17 protein-coding genes are annotated in these 19,712 nt (G+C 71.5%); 9 read left to right on the top strand and 8 right to left on the bottom strand.

Features of this window, described 5'->3' with window-relative positions; all coding sequences use genetic code 11:
- The coding region (locus ACXJMZ_RS29220; RefSeq protein WP_457033042.1) for a hypothetical protein at positions 1–512 on the bottom strand (512 nt) is incomplete at its 3' end.
- A 170-nt stretch (positions 513–682) separates the two neighbouring features.
- Positions 683–2,110 carry a lipase maturation factor family protein gene (locus ACXJMZ_RS29215; protein WP_457033041.1) on the bottom strand — a complete coding sequence of 476 codons (1,428 nt, stop codon included), beginning with the start codon at positions 2,108–2,110 and terminating at the stop codon, positions 683–685.
- A gap of 194 nt (positions 2,111–2,304) precedes the next feature.
- On the opposite strand from ACXJMZ_RS29215, the gene ACXJMZ_RS29210 reads away from it, so the two are divergent.
- A complete protein-coding gene (locus ACXJMZ_RS29210) occupies positions 2,305–3,258 on the top strand; it encodes an EamA family transporter (protein ID WP_457033040.1) in 954 nt (317 codons plus the stop codon).
- A 212-nt stretch (positions 3,259–3,470) separates the two neighbouring features.
- A complete protein-coding gene (locus tag ACXJMZ_RS29205) occupies positions 3,471–4,553 on the top strand; it encodes a sugar ABC transporter substrate-binding protein (protein WP_457033039.1) in 1,083 nt (360 codons plus the stop codon).
- Between the two features lie 3 nt (positions 4,554–4,556).
- Here ACXJMZ_RS29205 and ACXJMZ_RS29200 read toward each other — a convergent pair whose 3' ends face one another.
- Positions 4,557–5,453: a DMT family transporter gene (locus tag ACXJMZ_RS29200; RefSeq protein ID WP_457033038.1), complete on the bottom strand. Its 897-nt coding sequence runs from the start codon at positions 5,451–5,453 to the stop codon at positions 4,557–4,559.
- Between ACXJMZ_RS29200 and ACXJMZ_RS29195 the strand changes: the two genes are divergently transcribed.
- Together ACXJMZ_RS29195 and ACXJMZ_RS29190 are read left to right on the top strand one after the other, a co-directional pair.
- Entirely contained in the window at positions 5,452–6,903 is a 1,452-nt protein-coding gene (locus ACXJMZ_RS29195; RefSeq protein WP_457033037.1) for an aminotransferase-like domain-containing protein, read from the top strand. The two genes, ACXJMZ_RS29200 and ACXJMZ_RS29195, sit on opposite strands and share 2 nt — an antisense overlap.
- A 9-nt stretch (positions 6,904–6,912) precedes the next feature.
- Positions 6,913–7,782: an Fpg/Nei family DNA glycosylase gene (locus ACXJMZ_RS29190; protein ID WP_457033036.1), complete on the top strand. Its 870-nt coding sequence runs from the start codon at positions 6,913–6,915 to the stop codon at positions 7,780–7,782.
- Here ACXJMZ_RS29190 and ACXJMZ_RS29185 read toward each other — a convergent pair.
- Together ACXJMZ_RS29185 and ACXJMZ_RS29180 are read right to left on the bottom strand one after the other, a co-directional pair.
- A complete protein-coding gene (locus tag ACXJMZ_RS29185) occupies positions 7,775–8,044 on the bottom strand; it encodes a putative quinol monooxygenase (protein ID WP_457033035.1) in 270 nt (89 codons plus the stop codon). The genes ACXJMZ_RS29190 and ACXJMZ_RS29185 overlap by 8 nt on opposite strands.
- 10 nt (positions 8,045–8,054) lie before the next feature.
- Entirely contained in the window at positions 8,055–9,092 is a 1,038-nt protein-coding gene (locus ACXJMZ_RS29180; protein WP_457033043.1) for an NAD(P)-dependent alcohol dehydrogenase, read from the bottom strand.
- A gap of 136 nt (positions 9,093–9,228) precedes the next feature.
- Between ACXJMZ_RS29180 and ACXJMZ_RS29175 the strand changes: the two genes are divergently transcribed.
- Positions 9,229–10,074, top strand: coding sequence for a helix-turn-helix transcriptional regulator (locus ACXJMZ_RS29175; RefSeq protein ID WP_457033034.1), 846 nt, complete (start codon positions 9,229–9,231; stop codon positions 10,072–10,074).
- Positions 10,075–10,120: 46 nt separating this feature from the next.
- Here ACXJMZ_RS29175 and ACXJMZ_RS29170 read toward each other — a convergent pair whose 3' ends face one another.
- The gene (locus ACXJMZ_RS29170; protein WP_457033033.1) at positions 10,121–11,461 is read right to left on the bottom strand and encodes a M14 family metallopeptidase; all 1,341 of its coding nucleotides are present in this window, start codon (positions 11,459–11,461) and stop codon (positions 10,121–10,123) included.
- Positions 11,462–11,669: 208 nt separating this feature from the next.
- On the opposite strand from ACXJMZ_RS29170, the gene ACXJMZ_RS29165 reads away from it, so the two are divergent.
- Both ACXJMZ_RS29165 and ACXJMZ_RS29160 read left to right on the top strand, forming a co-directional pair.
- Entirely contained in the window at positions 11,670–12,695 is a 1,026-nt protein-coding gene (locus tag ACXJMZ_RS29165; RefSeq protein WP_457033032.1) for a phosphatidylinositol-specific phospholipase C domain-containing protein, read from the top strand.
- Positions 12,696–12,767: 72 nt separating this feature from the next.
- A complete protein-coding gene (locus ACXJMZ_RS29160; RefSeq protein WP_457033031.1) occupies positions 12,768–13,958 on the top strand; it encodes an aminotransferase-like domain-containing protein in 1,191 nt (396 codons plus the stop codon).
- 62 nt (positions 13,959–14,020) lie between these two features.
- On the opposite strand, the gene ACXJMZ_RS29155 is transcribed toward ACXJMZ_RS29160, so the two are convergent.
- On the bottom strand, positions 14,021–16,576 hold the full coding sequence (locus tag ACXJMZ_RS29155) for a collagenase (protein WP_457033030.1): 2,556 nt from the start codon (positions 16,574–16,576) through the stop codon (positions 14,021–14,023).
- Between the two features lie 282 nt (positions 16,577–16,858).
- Here ACXJMZ_RS29155 and ACXJMZ_RS29150 point away from each other — a divergent pair, with 282 nt between their 5' ends.
- Positions 16,859–17,350 carry a hypothetical protein gene (locus tag ACXJMZ_RS29150; protein WP_457033029.1) on the top strand — a complete coding sequence of 164 codons (492 nt, stop codon included), beginning with the start codon at positions 16,859–16,861 and terminating at the stop codon, positions 17,348–17,350.
- On the opposite strand, the gene ACXJMZ_RS29145 is transcribed toward ACXJMZ_RS29150, so the two are convergent.
- Positions 17,269–18,012, bottom strand: coding sequence for a metallophosphoesterase (locus tag ACXJMZ_RS29145; protein ID WP_457033028.1), 744 nt, complete (start codon positions 18,010–18,012; stop codon positions 17,269–17,271). The two genes, ACXJMZ_RS29150 and ACXJMZ_RS29145, sit on opposite strands and share 82 nt — an antisense overlap.
- A 198-nt stretch (positions 18,013–18,210) precedes the next feature.
- Between ACXJMZ_RS29145 and ACXJMZ_RS29140 the strand changes: the two genes are divergently transcribed.
- Entirely contained in the window at positions 18,211–19,692 is a 1,482-nt protein-coding gene (locus ACXJMZ_RS29140) for a M1 family metallopeptidase (RefSeq protein WP_457033027.1), read from the top strand.
- Positions 19,693–19,712: the final 20 nt, after the last annotated feature.

Raw genomic sequence — 19,712 nt, 5'->3', positions numbered from 1 at the left:
GCGTCGAGCAGGTCGGCCCGGCGGGCCCGGCCGTCGAGCGCGAAGCTCTTGGCCTCGGCGCGCAGTGCACGCCTGCGCCCCCAGGGGAGCTTCACGCCCTGCTCACGCCGCCAGCGCGCCGGGGCGAGGGCGGCGGTCAACGCGTCCAGGTCGGCGTCGTAGACCTCGCTGCGCAGCGCGGCGGAAGTGCCGTGGGCGCGCTGGAGGATGGCGGTGAGGCGGGTCAGCTCGGTCAGCGTCGCGGGCGTGGCCGCGTCGCCGAGCAGGGCGGCCAGGCTGTCCCGGGTGGCGATCAGGTCGTGGCTGCGGAGCTCGGCCAGGGCGGTGGAGGCGGCGCGGGCGTCCTCGGAGCTGGCCACGGCCTGCGCCGCGTACCAGGGGTTGGCCTCGGCGGTCAGGGTGAACCCGCCCAGTTCGGCGTAGCGGCCGAGATCCTCGCGCGGGTCACCCACCGAGGAGGAAGATGCGTCCACCGCCGGGTTGTCGGCGTCGTTCAGGTAGTTCACGGTCATGTGTGAAGTCCGGTTCGTGGCTGGGCGGACGGGGGGCGGTGGCGGCGGTGTGGTCCGCCGGCACGGGCGGGACTAGCGGAGCGCCCAGTGCGGACGCCCAGGATACGGGTGGGCGTTCGAGCGGTGCACGCACCCTGTGGGGTTCGGGCATGGCGCGCCGGGCGTACCGGTCAGCGGGGATCACCTCGGAGCACGGAGCGAAAGTCGGACAGTCGCACCGGAGGCAGGTACTCACGCACCAGCGTGCGTTCCCACCATGCGCCGGTCGTGCGCAGAGTGCGCCAGTCCGTGAAGCGATAACGGTAGAGCAGCGCGCGGACATACTCGGGCGGCACGTCCGGGAAAGGGTTGTGCCGGAGCAGCCGCAGGGTGTCCCGGTCCCCGGCGAGCAGCCGATGGACGAAGGGCCTGAACCAGGGCCGCGCGTACGCCGGGGAGATCCCGGCGAACCACATCAGCCAGTCCAGCCGCAGGTGGTAGGGGGCGAACTGACGTGGCATCCGGCGCAGGTCGCCGGGCTTGCCGCGGAAACCGTACTCCTGCCAGGCCGACCCCGCGGTGACCCGCCGGTCCGAGGTGCCCTGCACCACCACCTCCAGCCGGAGCCGGTTGACGGCCCCGAACGCGCCGTAGGCGTTGACCAGGTGCAGCCGGTCGAACGAACGGTTCATCACCTGCCGGTGCGAGACCAGGTTCCGGGCGGGCCGGTAACTCAGCACCAGGACCAGCAGCGTGAAGGCCAGCACCGCGCCCAGGTACCACGGCGGCCCGGCGGCCGAGGTGCCGCCGGCCAGCGGCAGGACCGAGCAGGCCAACGCGATGGTGAGCCAGTTCAGCCAGGCGAAGTTGCCGGACAGCACCAGCCAGAGCTGGGTCGCCACGATCAGCGCCGCGCAGACCCCGGCCACCGGCTGGGGCAGGAACAGGCCGACCGGGACGACCAGTTGGACCACGTGGTTGGCCGCCGCCTCGACCTTGTGCAGTGGGGCGGGCAGGTGGTGGAAGAACCAGCTGAGCGGCCCGGGCATCGGTTGGGTCTCGTGGTGGTAGCGCAGGCAGGTCAGTTCGCGCCAGCAGCGGTCGCCCCGGAGCTTGATCAGCCCGGCACCGAACTCGACCCGGAACAGCAGCCAGCGGAGCAGCCAGAGCACCGGGGCCGCCGGGGCCACCTCGCCGTTGCCGAGGAAGGCGGCCAGCAGGCCCGCCTCCAGCAGCAGGGACTCCCAGCCGAAGGCGTACCAGGTCTGGCCGACGTTGACGATCGACAGGTAGAGCAGCCAGAGCAGGCCCCAGCCGAGCATCGCGGCCCACAGCGGGACGAGCTCACCCGCACCGGCCAGCAGGGCGGCGGCCAGCAGCGCACCGCACCAGGCCGTGCCCGCGAACGCCCGGTCCGAGTAGTGGAACCGGAACAGGCTGGGCGCCTGCCGCCAGTCGGTCCGGGCGAGGAACCGGGGCACCGGCAGCATGCCGTACTCCCCCAGCAGCGCCCGGAACTGCCGGGCGGCCGCCAGGAAGGCGAGCAAGTACACGGCGGCGACCAGCCGTTGGAACACCAGCCGGCCCCACCAGTACTCGGGTGCCGCGAACCACTCCACGCCGGACCGCTCCTCCCACCGGACCGTCCATGACTACCACCGGCGGCACCGGCCACCGGGCGACACCACCGGCAGGGTCAGCCACTCGGCCGACCCTGGCAGCAAGTCGGCCGTGGTTGGCAGCAAAGTGACTCGCACGATTCCGTCCCGATGTGATGCGATTCGCCTGACAGCACCAAAATCAGGAGACACACATGACCGCGTCTCAGCAGTCCAGCCAACCGAACACCCGCGCTCCACGTGACGCCACTCCCTCGGCCGGTCCGGCCCGGAGTTCGGCCGCCGTCTGGGGCGCGCTCGCCATCGTCTACGTGGTCTGGGGCTCCACCTACCTGGCCATCCGGATCGCCGTCGAGACCATGCCGCCGTTCCTCTCCGCCGCCGCCCGCTTCATCACCGCCGGACTACTGCTGGCCGGGCTGGTGGCCTGGCGGCAGGGGCCGGCCGCGCTGAAGGTGACGCCGCGTCAGCTCGCCTCCGCCGGACTGGTCGGGCTGATGCTGCTGCTCGGCGGGAACGGCATGGTGGTGCTGGCCGAGCAGGACGTACCGTCCGGGCTGGCCGCCCTGCTGGTCGCCGTGGTGCCGCTCTGGCTGGTGCTGCTGCGGCTGACCTCCGGGCAGCACACCTCGCGGTCCACCCTGGCCGGGGTGCTGATCGGACTGCTCGGGCTCGGGGTGCTGACCGTGCCCGGCCTGAGCGGTGAGGTCGAGCTGTCGGGCGTGCTGCTGGTGATCGTGGGGGCGCTGTCCTGGGCCGGCGGCTCCTTCCTCACATCCCGGCTGCCGATGCCGAAGAACATCTTCGCCACCAGCGCCTACGAGATGGTCATCGGCGGCCTGGGCTGCCTGGCGGTCGCCGCACTCAAGGGCGAGCCGCAGGCGCTGGAGCTGGCCGCCGTCTCCACCCGCTCCTGGCTCGCGCTGGCCGCCCTGGTCGTGTTCGGCTCGCTGGTCGCCTTCACCGCGTACGCCTGGCTGCTGCAGAACGCACCGCTGCCGCTGGTCGCCACCTACGCCTACGTGAACCCGGTGGTGGCCGTCCTGCTCGGCTGGCTGATCCTGGCCGAGCCGCTCAGTTGGCCGATCGTGCTGGGCGGCGCGATCGTGGTGGCCGCCGTCTGCCTGGTGGTGCGCACCGAACGGTGACAGACCGTCAGCCAAAAAAGCAGGGTCCGCCATCTTCTGAAGGCGGGCCCTTGGCATATACCTACCAATAGGACGGCTCAATTCGAGAAAGTAACGATTGGCATACCTGTGCCATCCACATGGTTAAATTCTTGACGTTACATCGGCTCGACAGCTTGACTCCCCCCGCTGCCGCAAAGCTGCGGCACGCAGTCAGGGAGGCACCACCCACCATGAACGCAACGCGCCGCACCCTCCTCGCCGCGGTCGCCGTCTCGATGACGCTGTCGATGTCCGCCTGTGGCCAGGACGGCACACCGGACCCCGACTCGACCGGCAGCAAGACCGTCGGTCTGCTGCTGCCCGAGCGGAGCTCGTCCACCCGGTACGAGAGCTTCGACAAGCCGATGATCGAGTCGGCGATATCCGCCCTGTGCACCAAGTGCGCGGTGGACTACGCCAACGCCGACGGCGACGAGACCCTGCAGCGGCAGCAGTTCGACCAGCTGCTGGACAAGGGCGTCAAGGTGATCCTGCTCGACCCGGTGAACTCCAAGGTCACCGCGGACTGGGTGGACAAGGCCAACAAGCAGGGCGCGAAGGTCGTCGCGTACGACCGGCTGGCCGCCGGCAAGGTGACCGCGTACGTCTCCTTCGACAACCAGCGCACCGGTGAACTCCAGGGCGAGGCGCTGATCCAGGCGCTCGGCCCGAAGGCCGCGCAGGCCACCGTGGTGATGATCAACGGTGCGGAGTCCGACCCGAACGCCGCGATGTTCAAGGCCGGCGCGCACAAGGTGCTGGACGGCAAGGTCAAGCGGATCGGCTACGAGCAGTCCGGCGAGTGGAAGCCCGAGACGGCCGCCCAGAAGACCACCGAGGCGATCCAGAGCCTCGGCAAGGACAACATCCAGGCGGTCTACTCGGCCAACGACGGGATGGCCGCCTCGATCATCGCCACCCTGAAGGCCGCCGGGGTGAAGAACGCGCCGGTCGGCGGCCAGGACGCCTCGATCGACGCCGTCCGCCGCCTGCTGACGGGCGAACAGGCGTACACCATCTACAAGCCGTACCGCCCGGAGGCCGACGCGGCCGCCAGCATCGCGGTCTACCTGCTGAAGGGCATCGGCATCACCTCGGTGGCCACCTCGGTGACCGACAGCGGCGGCGAGCAGATCCCCTCGATGCTGCTCAGCCCGATCGTGGTGACCAAGGCCAAGGTCGCCGAGACGATCGTGGCTGGCGGCCTGTACACGGCCGAGCAGATCTGCGACGCGGCCCACGCCGCCGCCTGCGCCGAGGCCGGGGTCAGGTAGTCCTCAGCTGCGGGCGCGCTGAGTGACGGCGATGCAGGCGAGCACCCCGATCGCGGCCAGCGGGGCGGCCGGGCTCGGGGTCTCGTCCAGCAGCAGGACCGCCCAGCCGAGGGTCAGCAGCGGCTGGGCGAGCTGCAGTTGGCTGGCCTTCGGGATGCCGATCTCGGCCATCCCCCGGTACCAGAGCACGAAGCCGCCGAACTGCGAGACCGCCGCGATGTAGGCCAGGCCGGTCAGCGAACGGACCGTCAGCTGCATCGGCTCGAAGCTCACCGCGACGGCCGCCGTCACCGCCATCACCGGCGCGGCCGCCAGCACACCCCAGGCGATCACCTGCCAGCCGGGCAGCTCCCTGGCCAGCCGCCCGCCCTCGGCGTACCCGGCCGCGCAGACCGCCAGCGCACCTAGCAGGTAGAGGTCGGCCAGGGTCAGCGCCCCGCCGCTCTGCTGCAGGGTGAAGCCGAGCACCACCGCCGCCCCGGTCAGCGCGGCGTACCAGAACGTCCGGGACGGGCGGATGCCCGAGCGCAGCGCCGCGAACGTGGCGGTGGCCAGCGGCAGCAGCCCGACCACCACGGCGGTGTGCGCGGTGGACGAGATCCCCAGCGCCAGCGTGGTGAGCAGCGGGAAGCCGACCACGCAGCCACCCGCCACGATCAGCAGCCCGGGCCAGTGCTGGCGGGCGGGCAGCGGGGCCCGGGCGGCGGCCAGACCGACCGCGGCCACCACGGCCGCGAGCAGTCCGCGCAGGCCGGTGGAGGACCAGGGGCCGAAGCCGCTGAGCGCCCAGACGGTGGCCGGGAAGCTCAGTGAGAACGAGACCACGGCCAGGGCGGCCAGGGCCGTGCCACCCCCGACCGCTATCGTGCTCGGCCGGATAGCGCTATCGTTAGCTGTCATGACCGAGCGTAGCAGCGTGGCCGAGCTGGCCGCCATCCTCCGGGCTGAGCTGAACCGCTACTCTCCGCATGAGAAGCTGCCGTCCAGTCGGGCCCTGATGGAGCGTCACCAGGTGAGCCCGGTGACGGTCTCCCGGGCGATCGCCGCCCTGGTGGCGGAGGGCCTGGTGGTGTCCCGGCCCGGCGCGGGAGTCTTCCGGGCCGAGCGGCGGGCCGCCCCGGCGCAGCCCGGCGACGTCTCCTGGCAGGAGCTGGCGCTGAGCGCCGAGACCTTCGGCGGGCAGGACCGGCGCACCGACGCCAGCGGAGTGCTCGGCGCACTCACCATGCAGCCGGCCGACGTGCTGGACCTGAACAGCGGCTACCTGCACCCCTCGCTCCAGCCCGAGCGGGCGCTGGCCGCCGCGCTGGCCAGGGCCGGGCGGCGGCCGGGCGCCTGGGGCCGGCCGCCGGTCGAGGGCCTGCCCGAGCTGCGGTCCTGGTTCGCCCGGGAGATCGGCGGACCTGACGGTACGTTGAGCGCCTCGGACGTGCTGATCACGGCGGGCGGGCAGGGCGCGCTGAGCACCGCGCTGCGCTCGCTGGTCGCACCCGGCGCGCCGGTGCTGGTGGAGTCCCCGAGCTATCCCGGCACCCTCGCGGTGGCCCGGGCGGCCGGGCTGCGGCCGGTTCCGGTGCCGGTGGACCAGGACGGCGTACGGACCGAGCTGCTGGCCGAGGCGTTCGCCGCGACCCGGGCCAGGGCCTTCGTCTGCCAGCCGCTGTTCCACAACCCGACCGGTGCGGTGCTCTCCGCCGAGCGGCGGCGCGAGGTGCTGCGGATCGCCCGGGCGGCCGGCGCGTTCGTGGTGGAGGACGACTTCGCCCGGCTGCTGGTGCACGCCGACGCCCCGGCACCGGCCCCGGCGCTCGCGGCGGACGACCCGGACGGGGTGGTGGTGCACGTCCGCTCGCTGACCAAGGCCACCTCACCGAGCCTGCGGGTCGGCGGGCTGACCGCGCGCGGCCCGGCCTTCGAGCGGCTGCGGGCGATGCAGGCGGTGGACAGCTTCTTCGTCCCCCGTCCACTCCAGGAGACCGCCCTCGAGCTGGTCGGCTCACCCGCCTGGGCCCGCCAACTCCGGGAGATCTCCGCCGCCCTGGCGGAGCGTCGGCGGGCGGCGGTGGACACGCTGGCCCGGCTGCGGCCCGAGCTGCTCGGCGAGCGGATCTCTCCAGGCGGCTACCACCTCTGGCTGCGGCTGGCGGACGGCACCGACGACCGCGAACTGGCCGCCGCCGCCCGCCGCAACGGGGTGGCGGTCACCCCGGGCCGCCCGTACTTCGCCGCCGAGCCACCCGCCCCGCACCTGCGGCTCAGCTACGCCGCCTCCCGCAACCTCGCCGACCTCACCGAGGGCATCACCCGGCTGGCCCGCACCATGGACCAGCAGGTTCCGGGGCCCGCCTAGACTGGCGCTATGCCCGAATTGCCGGAAGTCCAGGCGCTCGCCGAGCGGATCGCCGAGGCGTCCGAGGGTCGGACCGTCGAGCGGGTGGACGTGCTGTCGATCCAGGTGCTGAAGACCTTCGACCCGCCGGTGACCGCCCTGCACGGACAGCCCGTCAGTTCGGTGACCCGGCACGGCAAGTTCCTCGACCTGCTGGCCGGGGACGGGCCGCACCTGGTGCTGCACCTGGCCAGGGCGGGCTGGATCCGGCACCGCGCCTCGTTCGCCGACCGCCCGGGCGGGGCCAGGCCGGGCCGGGGGCCGCAGGCGCTGCGGCTGGTGCTGGACGACGGCTCCGGTTTCGACGTCACCGAGCAGGGCACCACGAAGCGCCTGGCCGCGTACGTGGTGACCGACCCTCAACTGGTGCCCGGCATCGCCCGGTTGGGCCTGGACCCGCTCGGCCCGGAGTTCACCGGGCAGCGGTTGGCCGAGCTGGCGGCGGCCCGGCGCCACCGGCTGAAGACCTTCCTCACCGACCAGACCGGGCTGGCCGGCATCGGCAACGCCTACTCGGACGAGATCCTGCACGAGGCCAGGCTCTCCCCGTACGCGCTGGCCCCGTCGCTGGGTCAGGAGCAGCTCGGGCGGCTGTACACCGCCACCCGGCAGGTGCTCGGTTCGGCGGTCGAGCGGGCCCGCGCCACCGCCGCCGACGCGCTCAAGGCGGAGAAGAAGGCGGGCCTGGCGGTGCACGGCCGGGCCGGGGAGCGCTGCCCGCGCTGCGGGGACACCGTCCGCTCGGTGAACTTCGCCGAGTCCTCGTTGCAGTACTGCCCGAGCTGTCAGACCGGCGGCCGGGTGCTGGCCGACCGCCGGCTGTCCAGACTGCTCAAGTAGGGCCCAGCCAACGGATGGTGGCGGGGCGGACCAGCAGCTCCGCGAGCCGTCCGGCGCGCCGTCCGTGGTGCGCCCGCCACCCGGCCAAGCTGGCCCACTGCTCGACCGTCAGCATCCGGTCCCGGCTGTTCGGGTCGATGTAGAGCTCGAAGGCCAGGCAGCCGGGCAGCTCGGCGGCCGGTTCCAACTGGGCCTCCAGCTCGGTCCGCAGCTCGTCCTGCCGACCCGGGGCCGCCTCGTACCCGACCAGTACGGTGAGCATTCCGGCACCGTCAGAACGTGCCGGTGTCGATGACGAAGCGGTACCGCACGTCGCTCGCCAGCACCCGCTCGTACGCCTCGTTGATCTGGTCCACCGCGATGGTCTCGATCTCCGCGCCGAGGCCGTGCCGGGCGCAGAAGTCCAGCATCTCCTGGGTCTCCCGGATGCCGCCGATCATCGAGCCGGCCAGCTGCTTGCGGCCGCCGATCAGCGAGAACATGTTCACCGGGGAGGGCTCGGCCGGGGCGCCGACGTTGACCAGGGTGCCGCCGGTGCGCAGCAGGCCGAGGTAGTCGTCCAGCGGCAGGTTGGCCGAGACGGTGTTGACGATCAGGTCGAAGGTGCCGGCCAGCTCGGTGAAAGTGGCCGGGTCGGAGGTGGCGTGGAAGTGGTCGGCGCCCAGCCGCAGGCCGTCCTCCTGCTTGCGCAGCGACTGGCTGAGCACGGTGACCTCGGCGCCCATCGCGTGGGCGATCTTGACGCCCATGTGGCCGAGGCCGCCCAGGCCGACGATGGCGACCTTCTTGCCCGGGCCCGCCTGCCAGTGGCTGAGCGGCGAGTAGAGGGTGATCCCGGCGCAGAGCAGCGGGGCGGCCTCGGCCAGGCCGATGCCCTCCGGGATGCCGAGCACATAGTTCTCGTCGACCACGATGTGGGTGCTGTAGCCACCGTAGGTGGGCTGCCCGTCCGGGCCGGCCGGGTAGGTGAAGGTCATCCCCCCGGTGCAGTACTGCTCGTGCCCGGCCACGCAGTTGTCGCACTCGCGGCAGGAGTCCACGAAACAGCCGACCCCGACCCGGTCGCCGACCGCGTAACGGGTGACGCCGGGGCCGACCTCGGAGACCACGCCCGCGATCTCGTGGCCCGGCACCATCGGGAACGGGGCCTGGCCCCAGTCCTCGTTGACCTGGTGGATGTCGGAGTGGCAGATGCCGGAGAACTTGATGTCGATCAGGACATCGTGCTCGCCGACCGGCCGGCGCGACACGGTGGTGCGCTCCAGCGGCGCCTTGGGCGCGGGGGCGGCGTAGGCGGCGACGGTGGTGATGCTCATGGGTGAAGCCCTTCGGTCCGACGTGCTGTCAGGACTCATCCTGCGGGAATCCGCACCGGCTACCCAGCACTCCGGCCGACCTGGGAACCACCGAACCTGGGTCTGCCGGAACCACCCTTAGGATCGGGGCATGGGCAACAGGACTGAAATCGGGACGTTCCTGCGGTCGCGGCGGGCCCGGCTGCAGCCGGCCGACGCCGGGCTTCAGCAGTACGGCGAGCGCCGCCGGGTGCCGGGGCTGCGGCGGGAGGAGCTGGCCCAGCTGGCCGGGGTGAGCGTGGACTACTACGTACGGTTCGAGCAGGGCCGGGCGGAGAACGTCTCGGACAGCGTGATCGACGCGGTGGCCACCGCCCTGCGCCTCGACCAGGCCGAGCGGCAGCACCTGCTCCACCTGGTCCGTCCGGACGTCACCGGTGCGCGGCCCGCGCAGCAGGTCCGGCCGGGGCTGCGCCGGCTGCTGGACTCGCTGCCGGACACTCCCGCCCTGGTGGTCGGGCGGCGGACGGACATCCTGGCCTGGAACGAGCCGTTGGCCGCCCTGATGCTGGTGGACCTGGCGGCGCTGGCACCGGAGCGGCGGAACCTCACCTGGCTGCACTTCTGCGACGAGCGGATGCGCAGCCGGTACGTGGACTGGGAGTGCAAGGCGCGCGACCTGGTGGCGATCCTGCGGATGGACCTCGGACGGCACCAGTGCGATCCCGAGTACACCGACCTGGTTGCTTCACTGGCGGACCGGAGCCCCGAGTTCGCCCGGCTCTGGGAGGACCAGGAGGTCCGCGAGAAGACCCACGGCGAGTACGCGATCTGGCACCCCGCAGCCGGTACGTTCACCCTCGCCTACGAGACCCTGCGGCTGCCGGACGACCCGGACCAGGTCCTGGTCGTCTACACCGCCGAGGCCGGCTCGCCCGCCGAGTCGGCGCTCCGCACGGTGCTCGACGGCGCTCGGGCCGGCTCGCACCAGATCTGACGCTCCGTCGGCCGGGACCCGGGCAGGCCCGGCCGACGGAGCGCGTTCAGGACGCGATCCCGCAGTACTGCTGCTGCTTGCCGATCGCGCGGTACATGCAGTCGGCGTTCTCCAGCAGCCGCAGCACGGCGTCGCGGTTACGGCTGGTCTCCCGGCCGATCACCTCGTCGGGCGGGTAGAAGCCACCCCCGCCGGAGGACGGGTACATCTCGAAGGTGTAGGCGAAGACCCGCTGCGAGCCCCACAGCCAGTCGTCGATGGTCCCGTCGGTGATGTACAGGTCGCTGGACTGCTCGGGCGTGTAGCCGTTGCTGTTCGCCATGGTCTTGCCGAAGGTGGCGAAGGTGTTGTACTCGTCCGCCGTCATGCCGGGGACGGTGCTGTTGTACGTCCAGCCGAACGGCCAGAGCACCAGCTCGCTGTAGGTGTGGAAGTCGATCGCGGCGGTGATCTGCTGCTTGCCGCCGACGATCCGGCTGCGGACGAAGTCGGCCACCACCTTGACCTCCTTGGCGGACTCCGCGGCGGTGCCCCGGTAGGTCTCGCTGGAGGTGGAGCCCGAAGAGCCGCCGCAGCAGCCGAACTTGTAGTCCCAGTTCCGGTTCTGGTCGGTACCGACGTAGCTGGAACCGGAGTTGGGCTGCCGGTTCTTCCGCCAGCTGCGGTAGCTGCCGGTGGCCACGTCGTACTCGCCGCCGTCCGGGTTGACGTCCGGCACGATCCAGATCTCCCGGCTGTTCACCGCGTTGGCGATCCGGCTGTCGGTGGCGTACTTGTCGCCGAACTCGTGCAGCAGGTAGAGGGCCATCTCGACGGTGAGGTGCTCCCGGGCGTGCTGGTGGTGGGTGAACAGCACCTCCGGCTCGGCCTCGTCGGTGCCGACGTTGTCGCTGATCTTGATGGCGAACAGGTCCCGACCCTCGTACGACTTGCCGATCACCTGCTTGCTCATGATGGAGGGGTGCGCCGCCACCACGGCGTTGATGTCGGCGGTGGCCTCGGCGTAGTTGTGGTACATCGAGTCCTTGGACGGGAAGTCGTTGATGCTGACGCCCAGTCCGGCTTCGGTCTCCGGGCCGGGCAGTGCGGTCAACTTCCAGCCCTGGGCCCGGAGTCGGCGGGCCTCCGCAGCGGTGGCGGAGACCACCACCGACTGGGCGTCCACCTCGTCGATCGAGACGCCGACGGCGGCGATCGCACTGCGGTCGCCGACGGTGCGGGGGCCGTCGATGGTGTACTGGGTGATCGACTCGTCCGAGGTGGCGGACGAACTCTCGTTCACCGGTGCGGGTTTGGCGCTGGCTTCGGAAGCCAGCGGCATCGCCAGCGCTAGCGCCAGCAGGGCGGCAACGGCCGCAGCGGGCTTTCCGCGACTGAGCAGTCGCATGACTGTCCTCCTGTGGGGGTTGTCCGGCAGGACGGATGGAGGGCGGAACTGCGGCGCGCGCCAAGCCTGATGGTGGCGGCACTGTCATGCGTGGGTCAAGGGCATCCGTGGCGAAGTCTTCTGCCAGATGTACTTGTCATGTCACCTCCCGTCCGCTCAACTGTCCGATGCTGGCCTTATCCCCCAACCCCCCGACCAGGAGAGACCGTTGAGCCTTCGCCGGATCGCCACCGCCCTGCTCGCCACCGCCGCCGCGACCCTGCTGCCGACCACGTCGGCCACCGCCGCCGACCTGCCGTTCGCCGGAGCCACCACGGTCGGTCTCCACAACACCTACGACCCGGCCGCCTTCGCCCAGTTGGCCCGTGCGCTGGACACCGGCACCGGCATGATCGAGCTGGACGCCTGGACCGACACCGTCACCAAGGAGTGGAAGGTCAGCCACTCCAACCCGCTCGGCAACAGCAACAACTGCGTCGCGGCCACCGACGCCTCGCAGCTGTACGGCGGCGGCACCAACAAGAACCTCGAGCACTGCCTGGACAACATCCGGCTCTGGCTCGGCGCGCACCCCCAGTCCGGGCCGCTGGTCCTCAAGTTGGAGCTCAAGGGCGGCTTCGCCGGCAACCGGGGCATGGGCCCGGCCCAGCTGGACGCGCTGATCGCCGCGCACCTCGGCAGCACCGTCTTCCGCCCGGCCGACCTGCTGGGCTCGTACGCCACCCTGGACGACGCCGCCCGGGCGGGCAACTGGCCGAGCCGCTCAGCCCTGGCCGGGCGGGTGCTGGTCGACATCATCCCCGGCACCGTCGAGGAGCAGAACCCGTTCGACACCCTGCACACCGACGTGGAGTACGGGCGCTACCTGCGGGACCTCGCCGCAGCCGGACGGGTCGGCCAGGCGCAGGTCTTCCCGGTCGTGCACGGTGCTGCGGCGGGCGATCCCCGCGGCAAGTACGGCGAGACCAACCTCCGCCCGTGGTTCGTGGTCTTCGACGGGGACGCCGCCACCTACCTGGCCGGGAGCATCGACACCTCCTGGTACCAGTCCCGGCACTACCTGCTGGTCATGACGGACGCTCACAACGTCGCCCCGGCCATCTCCGACACCGCCCCCACCGCCGACCAGGCCCGCGCCCGGGTCACCCAGCTGGCCGCCGCCCACGCCAGCATCGCCACCAGCGACTGGCGTTCGCTGCCGGAGATCCAGTCCCTGGTACTCCCCCGGGGCTAGTGCCGTGCCCGGCACGGGTCGCATGGTGAAACGGTCTCGATCCGGCAGGCCCGCTGCTCGTAGGCTCCGGGCATGACCCGAGCCGAACTGCCGCCCATCGCCGCCCGTGCCGCCACCGTCGGGCCGTCCGCCGTACGGGAGATCCTCGCGCTGACCGCGCGGCCCGAGGTGATCTCGTTCGCGGGCGGCCTGCCCGCTCCCGAACTCTTCGACGTGGCCGGCCTGCGGGCGGCCTACGACCGGGCGTTCACCGAAGTCCCGGACCGGGCCCTGCAGTACTCCACCACCGAGGGCGACCCGGAGCTGCGCACCGCGATAGCCGAACGGCTGACGGGTCGTGGACTGGCCACCGCCCCGGACGAGTTGCTCGTCACCACCGGCTCGCAGCAGGGTCTGACCCTGCTGACCGCCGCGCTGCTGGAGCCCGGCGACGTGGTGCTGGTGGAGGACCCTGGCTACCTGGCCGCGCTGCAGTGCTTCGCCTTCGCGGGTGCCCGGGTGGTGCCGGTGCCGACCGACGACGGCGGCCTGATCCCGGAGGCCCTGGCCGAGTTGGTGGCCCGGGAGCGGCCGAAGGCGCTCTACCTGGTGCCCACCTTCCAGAACCCGACCGGCCGCACCCTGGACACCGCGCGCCGCCGGGCGGTGGCCGAACTCGCCGAGCGGCACGGCTTCTGGATCATCGAGGACGACCCGTACGGCGAGCTCCGCTACGACGGGGCGGCCGAGCCGTGGATCGCCGGACTCCCGGCGGCCGCCGACCGGACCCTGCTGCTGGGCTCGTTCTCGAAGATCCTCGCCCCCGGTCTGCGGCTGGGCTTCCTGCGCGCCCCTGCCGACCTGCGGCGCGCCTGCGTGATCGTCAAGCAGTCGGCCGACCTGCACACCTCGACCATCGACCAGGCCGCCGCCGCCCGCTACCTGCGCGACGCCGACCTGGACGCGCACATCGGCCGGATCAGGGCCGCCTACCGCGAGCGCCGCGACGCGCTGCTCGCCGGTCTGCCCAAGGCCCTTCCGGCGGGCAGCAGTTGGAACCACCCGGCCGGTGGCATGTTCCTCTGGGTCGCTCTGCCGGACGGCCACGACGCGACCGCCCTGCTCGCCACCGCCGTCCGGCACGACGTCGCGTACGTCCCCGGCGCACCCTTCTACGCCACCACCCCGGATCCGCGCACGCTGCGGATGTCCTTCACCACCCACAACCCCGAGGAGATCGGCGAGGGTCTGCGCCGGCTGGCCAACGCCTGCTCCGAGGGCTGACGGCAGCAGAGCCGGAACCGCCCCACCCCGGAGGGGTGAGGCGGCACCGTGGTCCGGCCCGGTCAGAACTGGGTCGTGATGCTGACGTTGTCGAAGTTGGTCACCGCGTACAGGCTCAGGTACACGTAGCCCGTCGGGGGGTTGCTGATGGTCAGGGCCTCGCTGTTGCCGGCGTTCGCCGAACGCTGGGAGTAGTTGCCGGTGGTGGCCCAGTTGGTCGGGCTGTAGTACAGGTCGGCGTTGCCGGTGCCACCGGTGACGGTGACCTTGATCGAGGCGGTGCCGGCCGGGACGTACAGGTAGAAGTAGCTGTAGTTCTGCACCGTGTTGGACACGTTGGTGCGGCGGCAGTTCTTGCCGAGCACCCGGGTGTCGGCCGCGGAGCACTCCGGCAGGGTGGAGGCGGCCACCGTGACCGCCTTGCTGGTGGTCGCGGTGGCGCCCTTGTTGTCGGTCACCGTGAGCTGGACGGTGTAGCTGCCGGCCGCGGCGTAGGCCTTGGCGGGGTTGGCGGCGGTGGAGGTGGTGCCGTCACCGAAGTTCCAGGCACGGGAGGCGATGGTGCCGTCCGCGTCGGTGGAGGAGTCGGTGAAGTTCACCGTCAGGCCGTTCACCGCCGCCGTGAACCCGGCGACCGGCGCCTGGTTGGTGGGCGGGGTGGAGCTGCCGCAGCCGCCGGCCGCGCAGGCCGCCAGCCAGGTGGTGAAGTCGGCGTCGTAGCGGGTGCCGATGGTGGAGGTGAGCAGGGTACGGGCGGCCGCCCAGTTGCCGGTGCGGTAGTAACCGAGCAGCGTGGTCACGTCCTGCGGGTGCTGCTGGATCAGGTAACGGACCGCCAGGTAGCCCCACTGGTAGACCCGGTTGGAGTCCGAGTTGTCGTACGTGGTGTCGAACAGCGTGCTGAGCCGGTACGTGTTCTTGGCCGCCTCGGTGATCGCCCGGTCGTCGACGACGTTCCGGTACGAGTAGGAGACGTACTCGGCGAAGCCCTCGACCCACATCACGGTCGGGGTGGTCATGCCGGCGTTGAAGTCGCCGAACATGTCGAACCGGCCGTCGAGGTAGTGGGTGTACTCGTGGTTGAGGTTCCAGATCTGGAAGTCCGGACGCGCCCACTCGGCCTCGTAGGCGATGAACCGCGGCTGGTTCCCGGCGGTGGCCGGGTTGCCCTCCAGGTACATGCCGCCGTTGTTGGTGCTGATCCCGAAGATCACGCCGGCGTAGGTCTGGTAGTCGGCGCTGGAGTCGAAGGCGTTGACCTCGATGGTGGTGTTGTTGTCGTTCGCCACCGCCCCGCTGTCCTTGACCACGCTGTGGAAGTAGGCGTCCTGGTTGTTCAGGCTGGTGCAGGTGGCGGCGAGGTCGGCCGAGGTCATCGCCTGGGCCACGATCCTGATGCTCGGGCTGCAGGTGTGGTTGATCGTCAGCACGGCGGCGCGGACCCGGTTCGACAGGTCACAGGTGCCGTAGTACGAGCAGTTGGCCGCGTCGTACGAAGCGGTCATCTCGGCCATCGGGACCCAGATCGAGGAGGTCCGGCCGGTCATCGCCGTCCGGTCGAGCAGCTGCTTGAGCAGCGGACGGACCGCCGACTGCAGCTCCGGGTGCGACAGGAAGCGGCCGAGCTCGCGACCCGAGTTGGCGGTCAGGTAGGACTTGCCGGTGCCGAGCAGGTCGTCGTGGGCGACGGCGAAGTCACGCAGCACGGTCAGGATGCTCGGGTCGGCCTGCACGGCGGGCAGGAACTCCGGCGTCTGGTGGCCGCGGAACAGGATGGTGTAGGCGTTGTTGACCGCGGCCACCATGTAGTACGAGCTGTCGTACGAGCTGTTGTAGCCGGTCAGCAGGCGCTTGACCAGGCCGAGGTAGTGCGCGTTCTGCTGGGCGCTGTCGGCCAGGATGACCGCCTCGGCCAGGGTGGCGCCGTTGGCGTCGTTGACGTCCGCGGCGCGCGGGGCGGCGAAGAAGGTGTCCAGGGCGCCGAGGATCGAGCTCTTCAGGGCCGGGCCGTAGCTGCCCACGGTGGACTCGTTGTACCACTGCACGAAGTAGCCGGCGCGCAGGAAGAGCACCAGCTGCCCGGTCGAAGTGCTGTTGTCACCCGGGTAGTTGGTGGCGTTCGCGCGCAGCGCGTCGGCCACCGTGACCATCTGGGCCTCGCGGAAGACGGCCTGCGCGTTGGCGCCCGTGAGCTGGAACAGCGTGTTCACGCAGTCCAGGTCCGAGACCTTGATCTGCTGGACCAGGGCGGCCCCGGTCTTCGAGGTGAAGTCGGCGACGTTGCAGACGGCCGTGACGCCCGCCGCACCGAGTGCCGACTTCGGCTTGACGGTGCTCTGTTCGCGCTGCGAGGTGTCCTTGACCGCCCGCAGGGGGGCGCGCTCGGAGATCGCGGTGGGCTCCTTGGCCTCCTCCGCGGCCAGGTCGGCGGCCGCCGTGACGCTGGCCGGCTGCGGGGCGGGACCGGACCTCGGTGCGGGGGCCGGGGTCGGCCGCTGGCCCTTGCCGCCGATCGCGGCGGCCTGGCCGGCCGGAGCGAGCAGGGTCAGCCCGAGACAGCAGATCAGGGCGGCTATCAAAAGCCGGACGACGTCTTTCGTCGTGGGGGAACTACGCATGAAGGTGGCCTCCGGGCCGGTCTGCGGCCGTGTATGGGGACACGGCAGTGGGGTTGCGGACCGTGGCAGCACCGGGAGTCGAGCCTGGACCCGGTTCTGACGTGGACACGGTGGGGAGTGTGACATGTACCATGGCATACATCACATGGTTGGGGAAGAGACTCGGGCCGCATCGCCAGAAACTGACACATCGTCAGCCCAGTTTCACCATGCGGTGGTTGGCCGGTTCGTGCCCGGGCGACGCAAGCCCGCCACAAGGCGGTGGTGCCACGATGACGCACTGTGAAGACCTGGCAGCTCCGCACCCTCCGCGTCGCCGTCCCGTCCACCCTCTGCGTAGCACTCACCGCCACCGCGCACTTCGCCCTCGCGGGCACCGAACTCCCGCTCCCGGCCCTGGCCCTGGCCCTCACCGGCACCACGCTCTGCAACGGGCTGCTGGCCAGGGGCACTTCGGGGCTGGGGCTGACCGGCGCGTGGATGACCGCCACCCAGATCACCCTCTACGTCCTCTTCGCCCGTACCTCGGCCGCACCCCTGCCCACCGCCAGGCCGAGCCACCTGCTCGGCCTGGCCGACCCGGCCCTGCCGGTGCACAGCCCCTCGGCCGCGCTGGCCCTGGCCCACCTGCTCACCGCCGTCCTCTGCACCCTGCTGCTCCGGCCCGAGCGGGGGCGGGCGCTGACATCCGGTCAGCAGGTACGCAGGTGGGTGGTCAGACGGCCGGTGTCGTCGAGGACGTGGAAGGCGAGGGCCGGCGGCAGGTCGTGGTGAACGTGCGCGTCCGGATTCGGTCGCGGCTCCCAGGGCAGGCGGGCGGTGGAGACCACGCCCGGGGCGATCGACAGCGGGCGTCCGGCGAAGGTGGTGCTCGCGGCCAGGTGGGCGTGTCCGCACAGGAAGCCGACGACGTGGGGGTGACGGTCGGTCAGCTCGGCCAGCCGCTCACCGCCGAACTGGCGGACGCCGTCCAGGTACGGCACCTGGACCAGCACCGGCGGGTGGTGGAAGGCCACCAGGGTGGGCACCGCGACCGAGCCGAGCGCCTTGTCCAACCAGCCGAGCGTGCCGTCGTCCAGCCGGCCGTCGTCCCGGCCGGGGATGGTGGAGTCGCAGAGCGCGACCGCGAAGCCGTCGGTCACGTGCAGCCGGTTCACCGGCTCGGTCGACGGCTCCTCCCCCAGCAGGCCGGCCCGGAACGCCGAGCGGTCGTCGTGGTTGCCCGGCAGCACCAGCAACGGGTGCCGGGTGTCCAGCAGTTCACGGGCCAGCCGGTACTCGGCGGGCAGGCCGTGCTCGGTGACGTCGCCGGTCACCAGCACGGCGTCGAGGTCGTACGGCAAGCTGTCCAGGTGGTCCAGCACCGCCTTGGTGCGGTCGGTCGCGCGCTGCGAACCATCGAGATGGGTGTCGCTCAGGTGGGCGATCACGATCATGGGCCGGTGGTCCTTCCGTCCGGGGTACGTACCGGCGAAGCTAATCGTTCGACGGCCGGGCGGTAAGACTGCACCCCGCCGCCGACCATTTCTTAGCGTGAACATTTCATAACAGCTGAACCGGTTCACCCCCGGCGGGTCACCTCCCGTCCTACGGTCGATCAGTCCGCTCACCACCCCCGGCACTTCGGAGGACCCGTGCGCAAAAGGCTGACCATCTCCGCGGCCCTGGCCGCCGCCCTGCTGCTGACCAACCCCGCCGGTGCCGCCACCGGTGCCGTCGGTGCGTCCGGTGCCGGGGACGCCTACTACCCGCAGTACGGCAACGGCGGGTACGACGTCTCGCACTACGACCTGCGACTCAAGTACCAGCCCGCCACCGACCTGCTCGAGGGCACCGCGACGATCCTGGCCACCACCACGGCCGCGCTGTCCCGCTTCAACCTCGACTTCGCCCTGGGCGTCCAGGAGGTGCAGGTCAACGGGCGCAAGGCGGGATTCACCACCACCGGCGAACACGAACTGGAGATCACCCCCGCCAGGCCGCTCGGCAAGGGCGAGCGCGCCACCGTGGTGGTCCGCTACTCCGGCGTGCCGTCCACCGTCACCGCCTACGGCTTCACCGCCTGGCAGCGCACCCCGGACGGCGGCGTGGCGGCCGGCGAGCCGGAGTCGGCGTGGTGGTGGTTCCCGAGCAACGACCACCCCTCCGACAAGGCCACCTTCGACGTCTCCGTGCTGGTCCCCGACGGGACCCAGGCGATCAGCAACGGCGCGCTGGTGTCGCAGAGTTCACGCCTCGGCTGGACCAGGTACAACTGGCGGCAGACCAAGCCCCAGGCCACCTACCTGGCCACCCTCGCACTCGGCCGGTTCGACCTCGACACCTCGGTCACCGAGAGCGGCATACCCGTCATCACCGCCTACAGCCGCGACCTCGGCGACAACGCCGGCGCGGCCCGGGCCAGCCTGGAGCGCACCGGCGAGATCACCGACTGGCTCAGCACGCAGCTCGGCCCGTACCCCTTCGCCACCGTCGGCGGCTACGTCCCCAACACCCGGCCCGGGTACGCCCTGGAGACCCAGAGCCAGATCTACTACAGCCCACGGATCTTCGCCGCCGGCTCCAACACGTCCGTCGTCGTGCACGAGTTGGCCCACCAGTGGTACGGCGACAGCGTCTCGCTCGAGCGCTGGAGCGACATCTGGCTGAACGAGGGCTTCGCCCGCTACGCCCAGTGGCTCTGGTCCGAGCACGAGAACGAGGGCACCGCCCAGGAGTTGGCCGACTGGGTCTACTCCAGCCGGCCCGCCGAGGACCCGTTCTGGACCGTACTGCCCGGCGACCCGGGCCCCGACAACCAGTTCCACGCCGCCGTGTACGACCGCGGCGCACTGGCCGTCCAGGCGCTCCGCAACGCGATCGGCGACCAGGCGTTCTTCGCCGTGCTGCGCGGCTGGCCCGCCGAGCACCAGTACGGCAACGCCACCGTCGCCGACTTCCAGCGCTACGCCGAGCGGGTCTCCGGCAAGCCGCTCGGCGACCTGCTGCACACCTGGCTGTACAGCAGCGGCAAGCCCGCCACCGGCACCGCACCGGGCCTGCGGGCGGCCGCCGTCCAGGAGCCGAAGTCCTGGCAGAAGATCAAGGCCACCGACACCCTGCACGACGCCCACTGACCGCTGGTGCGGTGGCGGCC

It is taken from the genome of Kitasatospora sp. P5_F3 (genome assembly GCF_054049135.1).
The sequence above is the reverse complement of the archived record's forward strand: the minus strand, read 5'-3'. Positions and strand labels throughout refer to the sequence as shown.

What these genes read in the sequence shown, in the direction of transcription:
- ACXJMZ_RS29210 (WP_457033040.1), top strand. Translation starts at nt 2,305, where the DNA reads ATGACCGCGTCTCAGCAGTCCAGCCAACCGAACACCCGCGCTCCACGT.
- ACXJMZ_RS29205 (WP_457033039.1), top strand. Translation starts at nt 3,471, where the DNA reads ATGAACGCAACGCGCCGCACCCTCCTCGCCGCGGTCGCCGTCTCGATG.
- ACXJMZ_RS29195 (WP_457033037.1), top strand. Translation starts at nt 5,452, where the DNA reads ATGACCGAGCGTAGCAGCGTGGCCGAGCTGGCCGCCATCCTCCGGGCT.
- ACXJMZ_RS29200 (WP_457033038.1), bottom strand. Translation starts at nt 5,453, where the DNA reads ATGACAGCTAACGATAGCGCTATCCGGCCGAGCACGATAGCGGTCGGG.
- ACXJMZ_RS29190 (WP_457033036.1), top strand. Translation starts at nt 6,913, where the DNA reads ATGCCCGAATTGCCGGAAGTCCAGGCGCTCGCCGAGCGGATCGCCGAG.
- ACXJMZ_RS29185 (WP_457033035.1), bottom strand. Translation starts at nt 8,044, where the DNA reads ATGCTCACCGTACTGGTCGGGTACGAGGCGGCCCCGGGTCGGCAGGAC.
- ACXJMZ_RS29175 (WP_457033034.1), top strand. Translation starts at nt 9,229, where the DNA reads ATGGGCAACAGGACTGAAATCGGGACGTTCCTGCGGTCGCGGCGGGCC.
- ACXJMZ_RS29170 (WP_457033033.1), bottom strand. Translation starts at nt 11,461, where the DNA reads ATGCGACTGCTCAGTCGCGGAAAGCCCGCTGCGGCCGTTGCCGCCCTG.
- ACXJMZ_RS29160 (WP_457033031.1), top strand. Translation starts at nt 12,768, where the DNA reads ATGACCCGAGCCGAACTGCCGCCCATCGCCGCCCGTGCCGCCACCGTC.
- ACXJMZ_RS29155 (WP_457033030.1), bottom strand. Translation starts at nt 16,576, where the DNA reads ATGCGTAGTTCCCCCACGACGAAAGACGTCGTCCGGCTTTTGATAGCC.
- ACXJMZ_RS29145 (WP_457033028.1), bottom strand. Translation starts at nt 18,012, where the DNA reads ATGATCGTGATCGCCCACCTGAGCGACACCCATCTCGATGGTTCGCAG.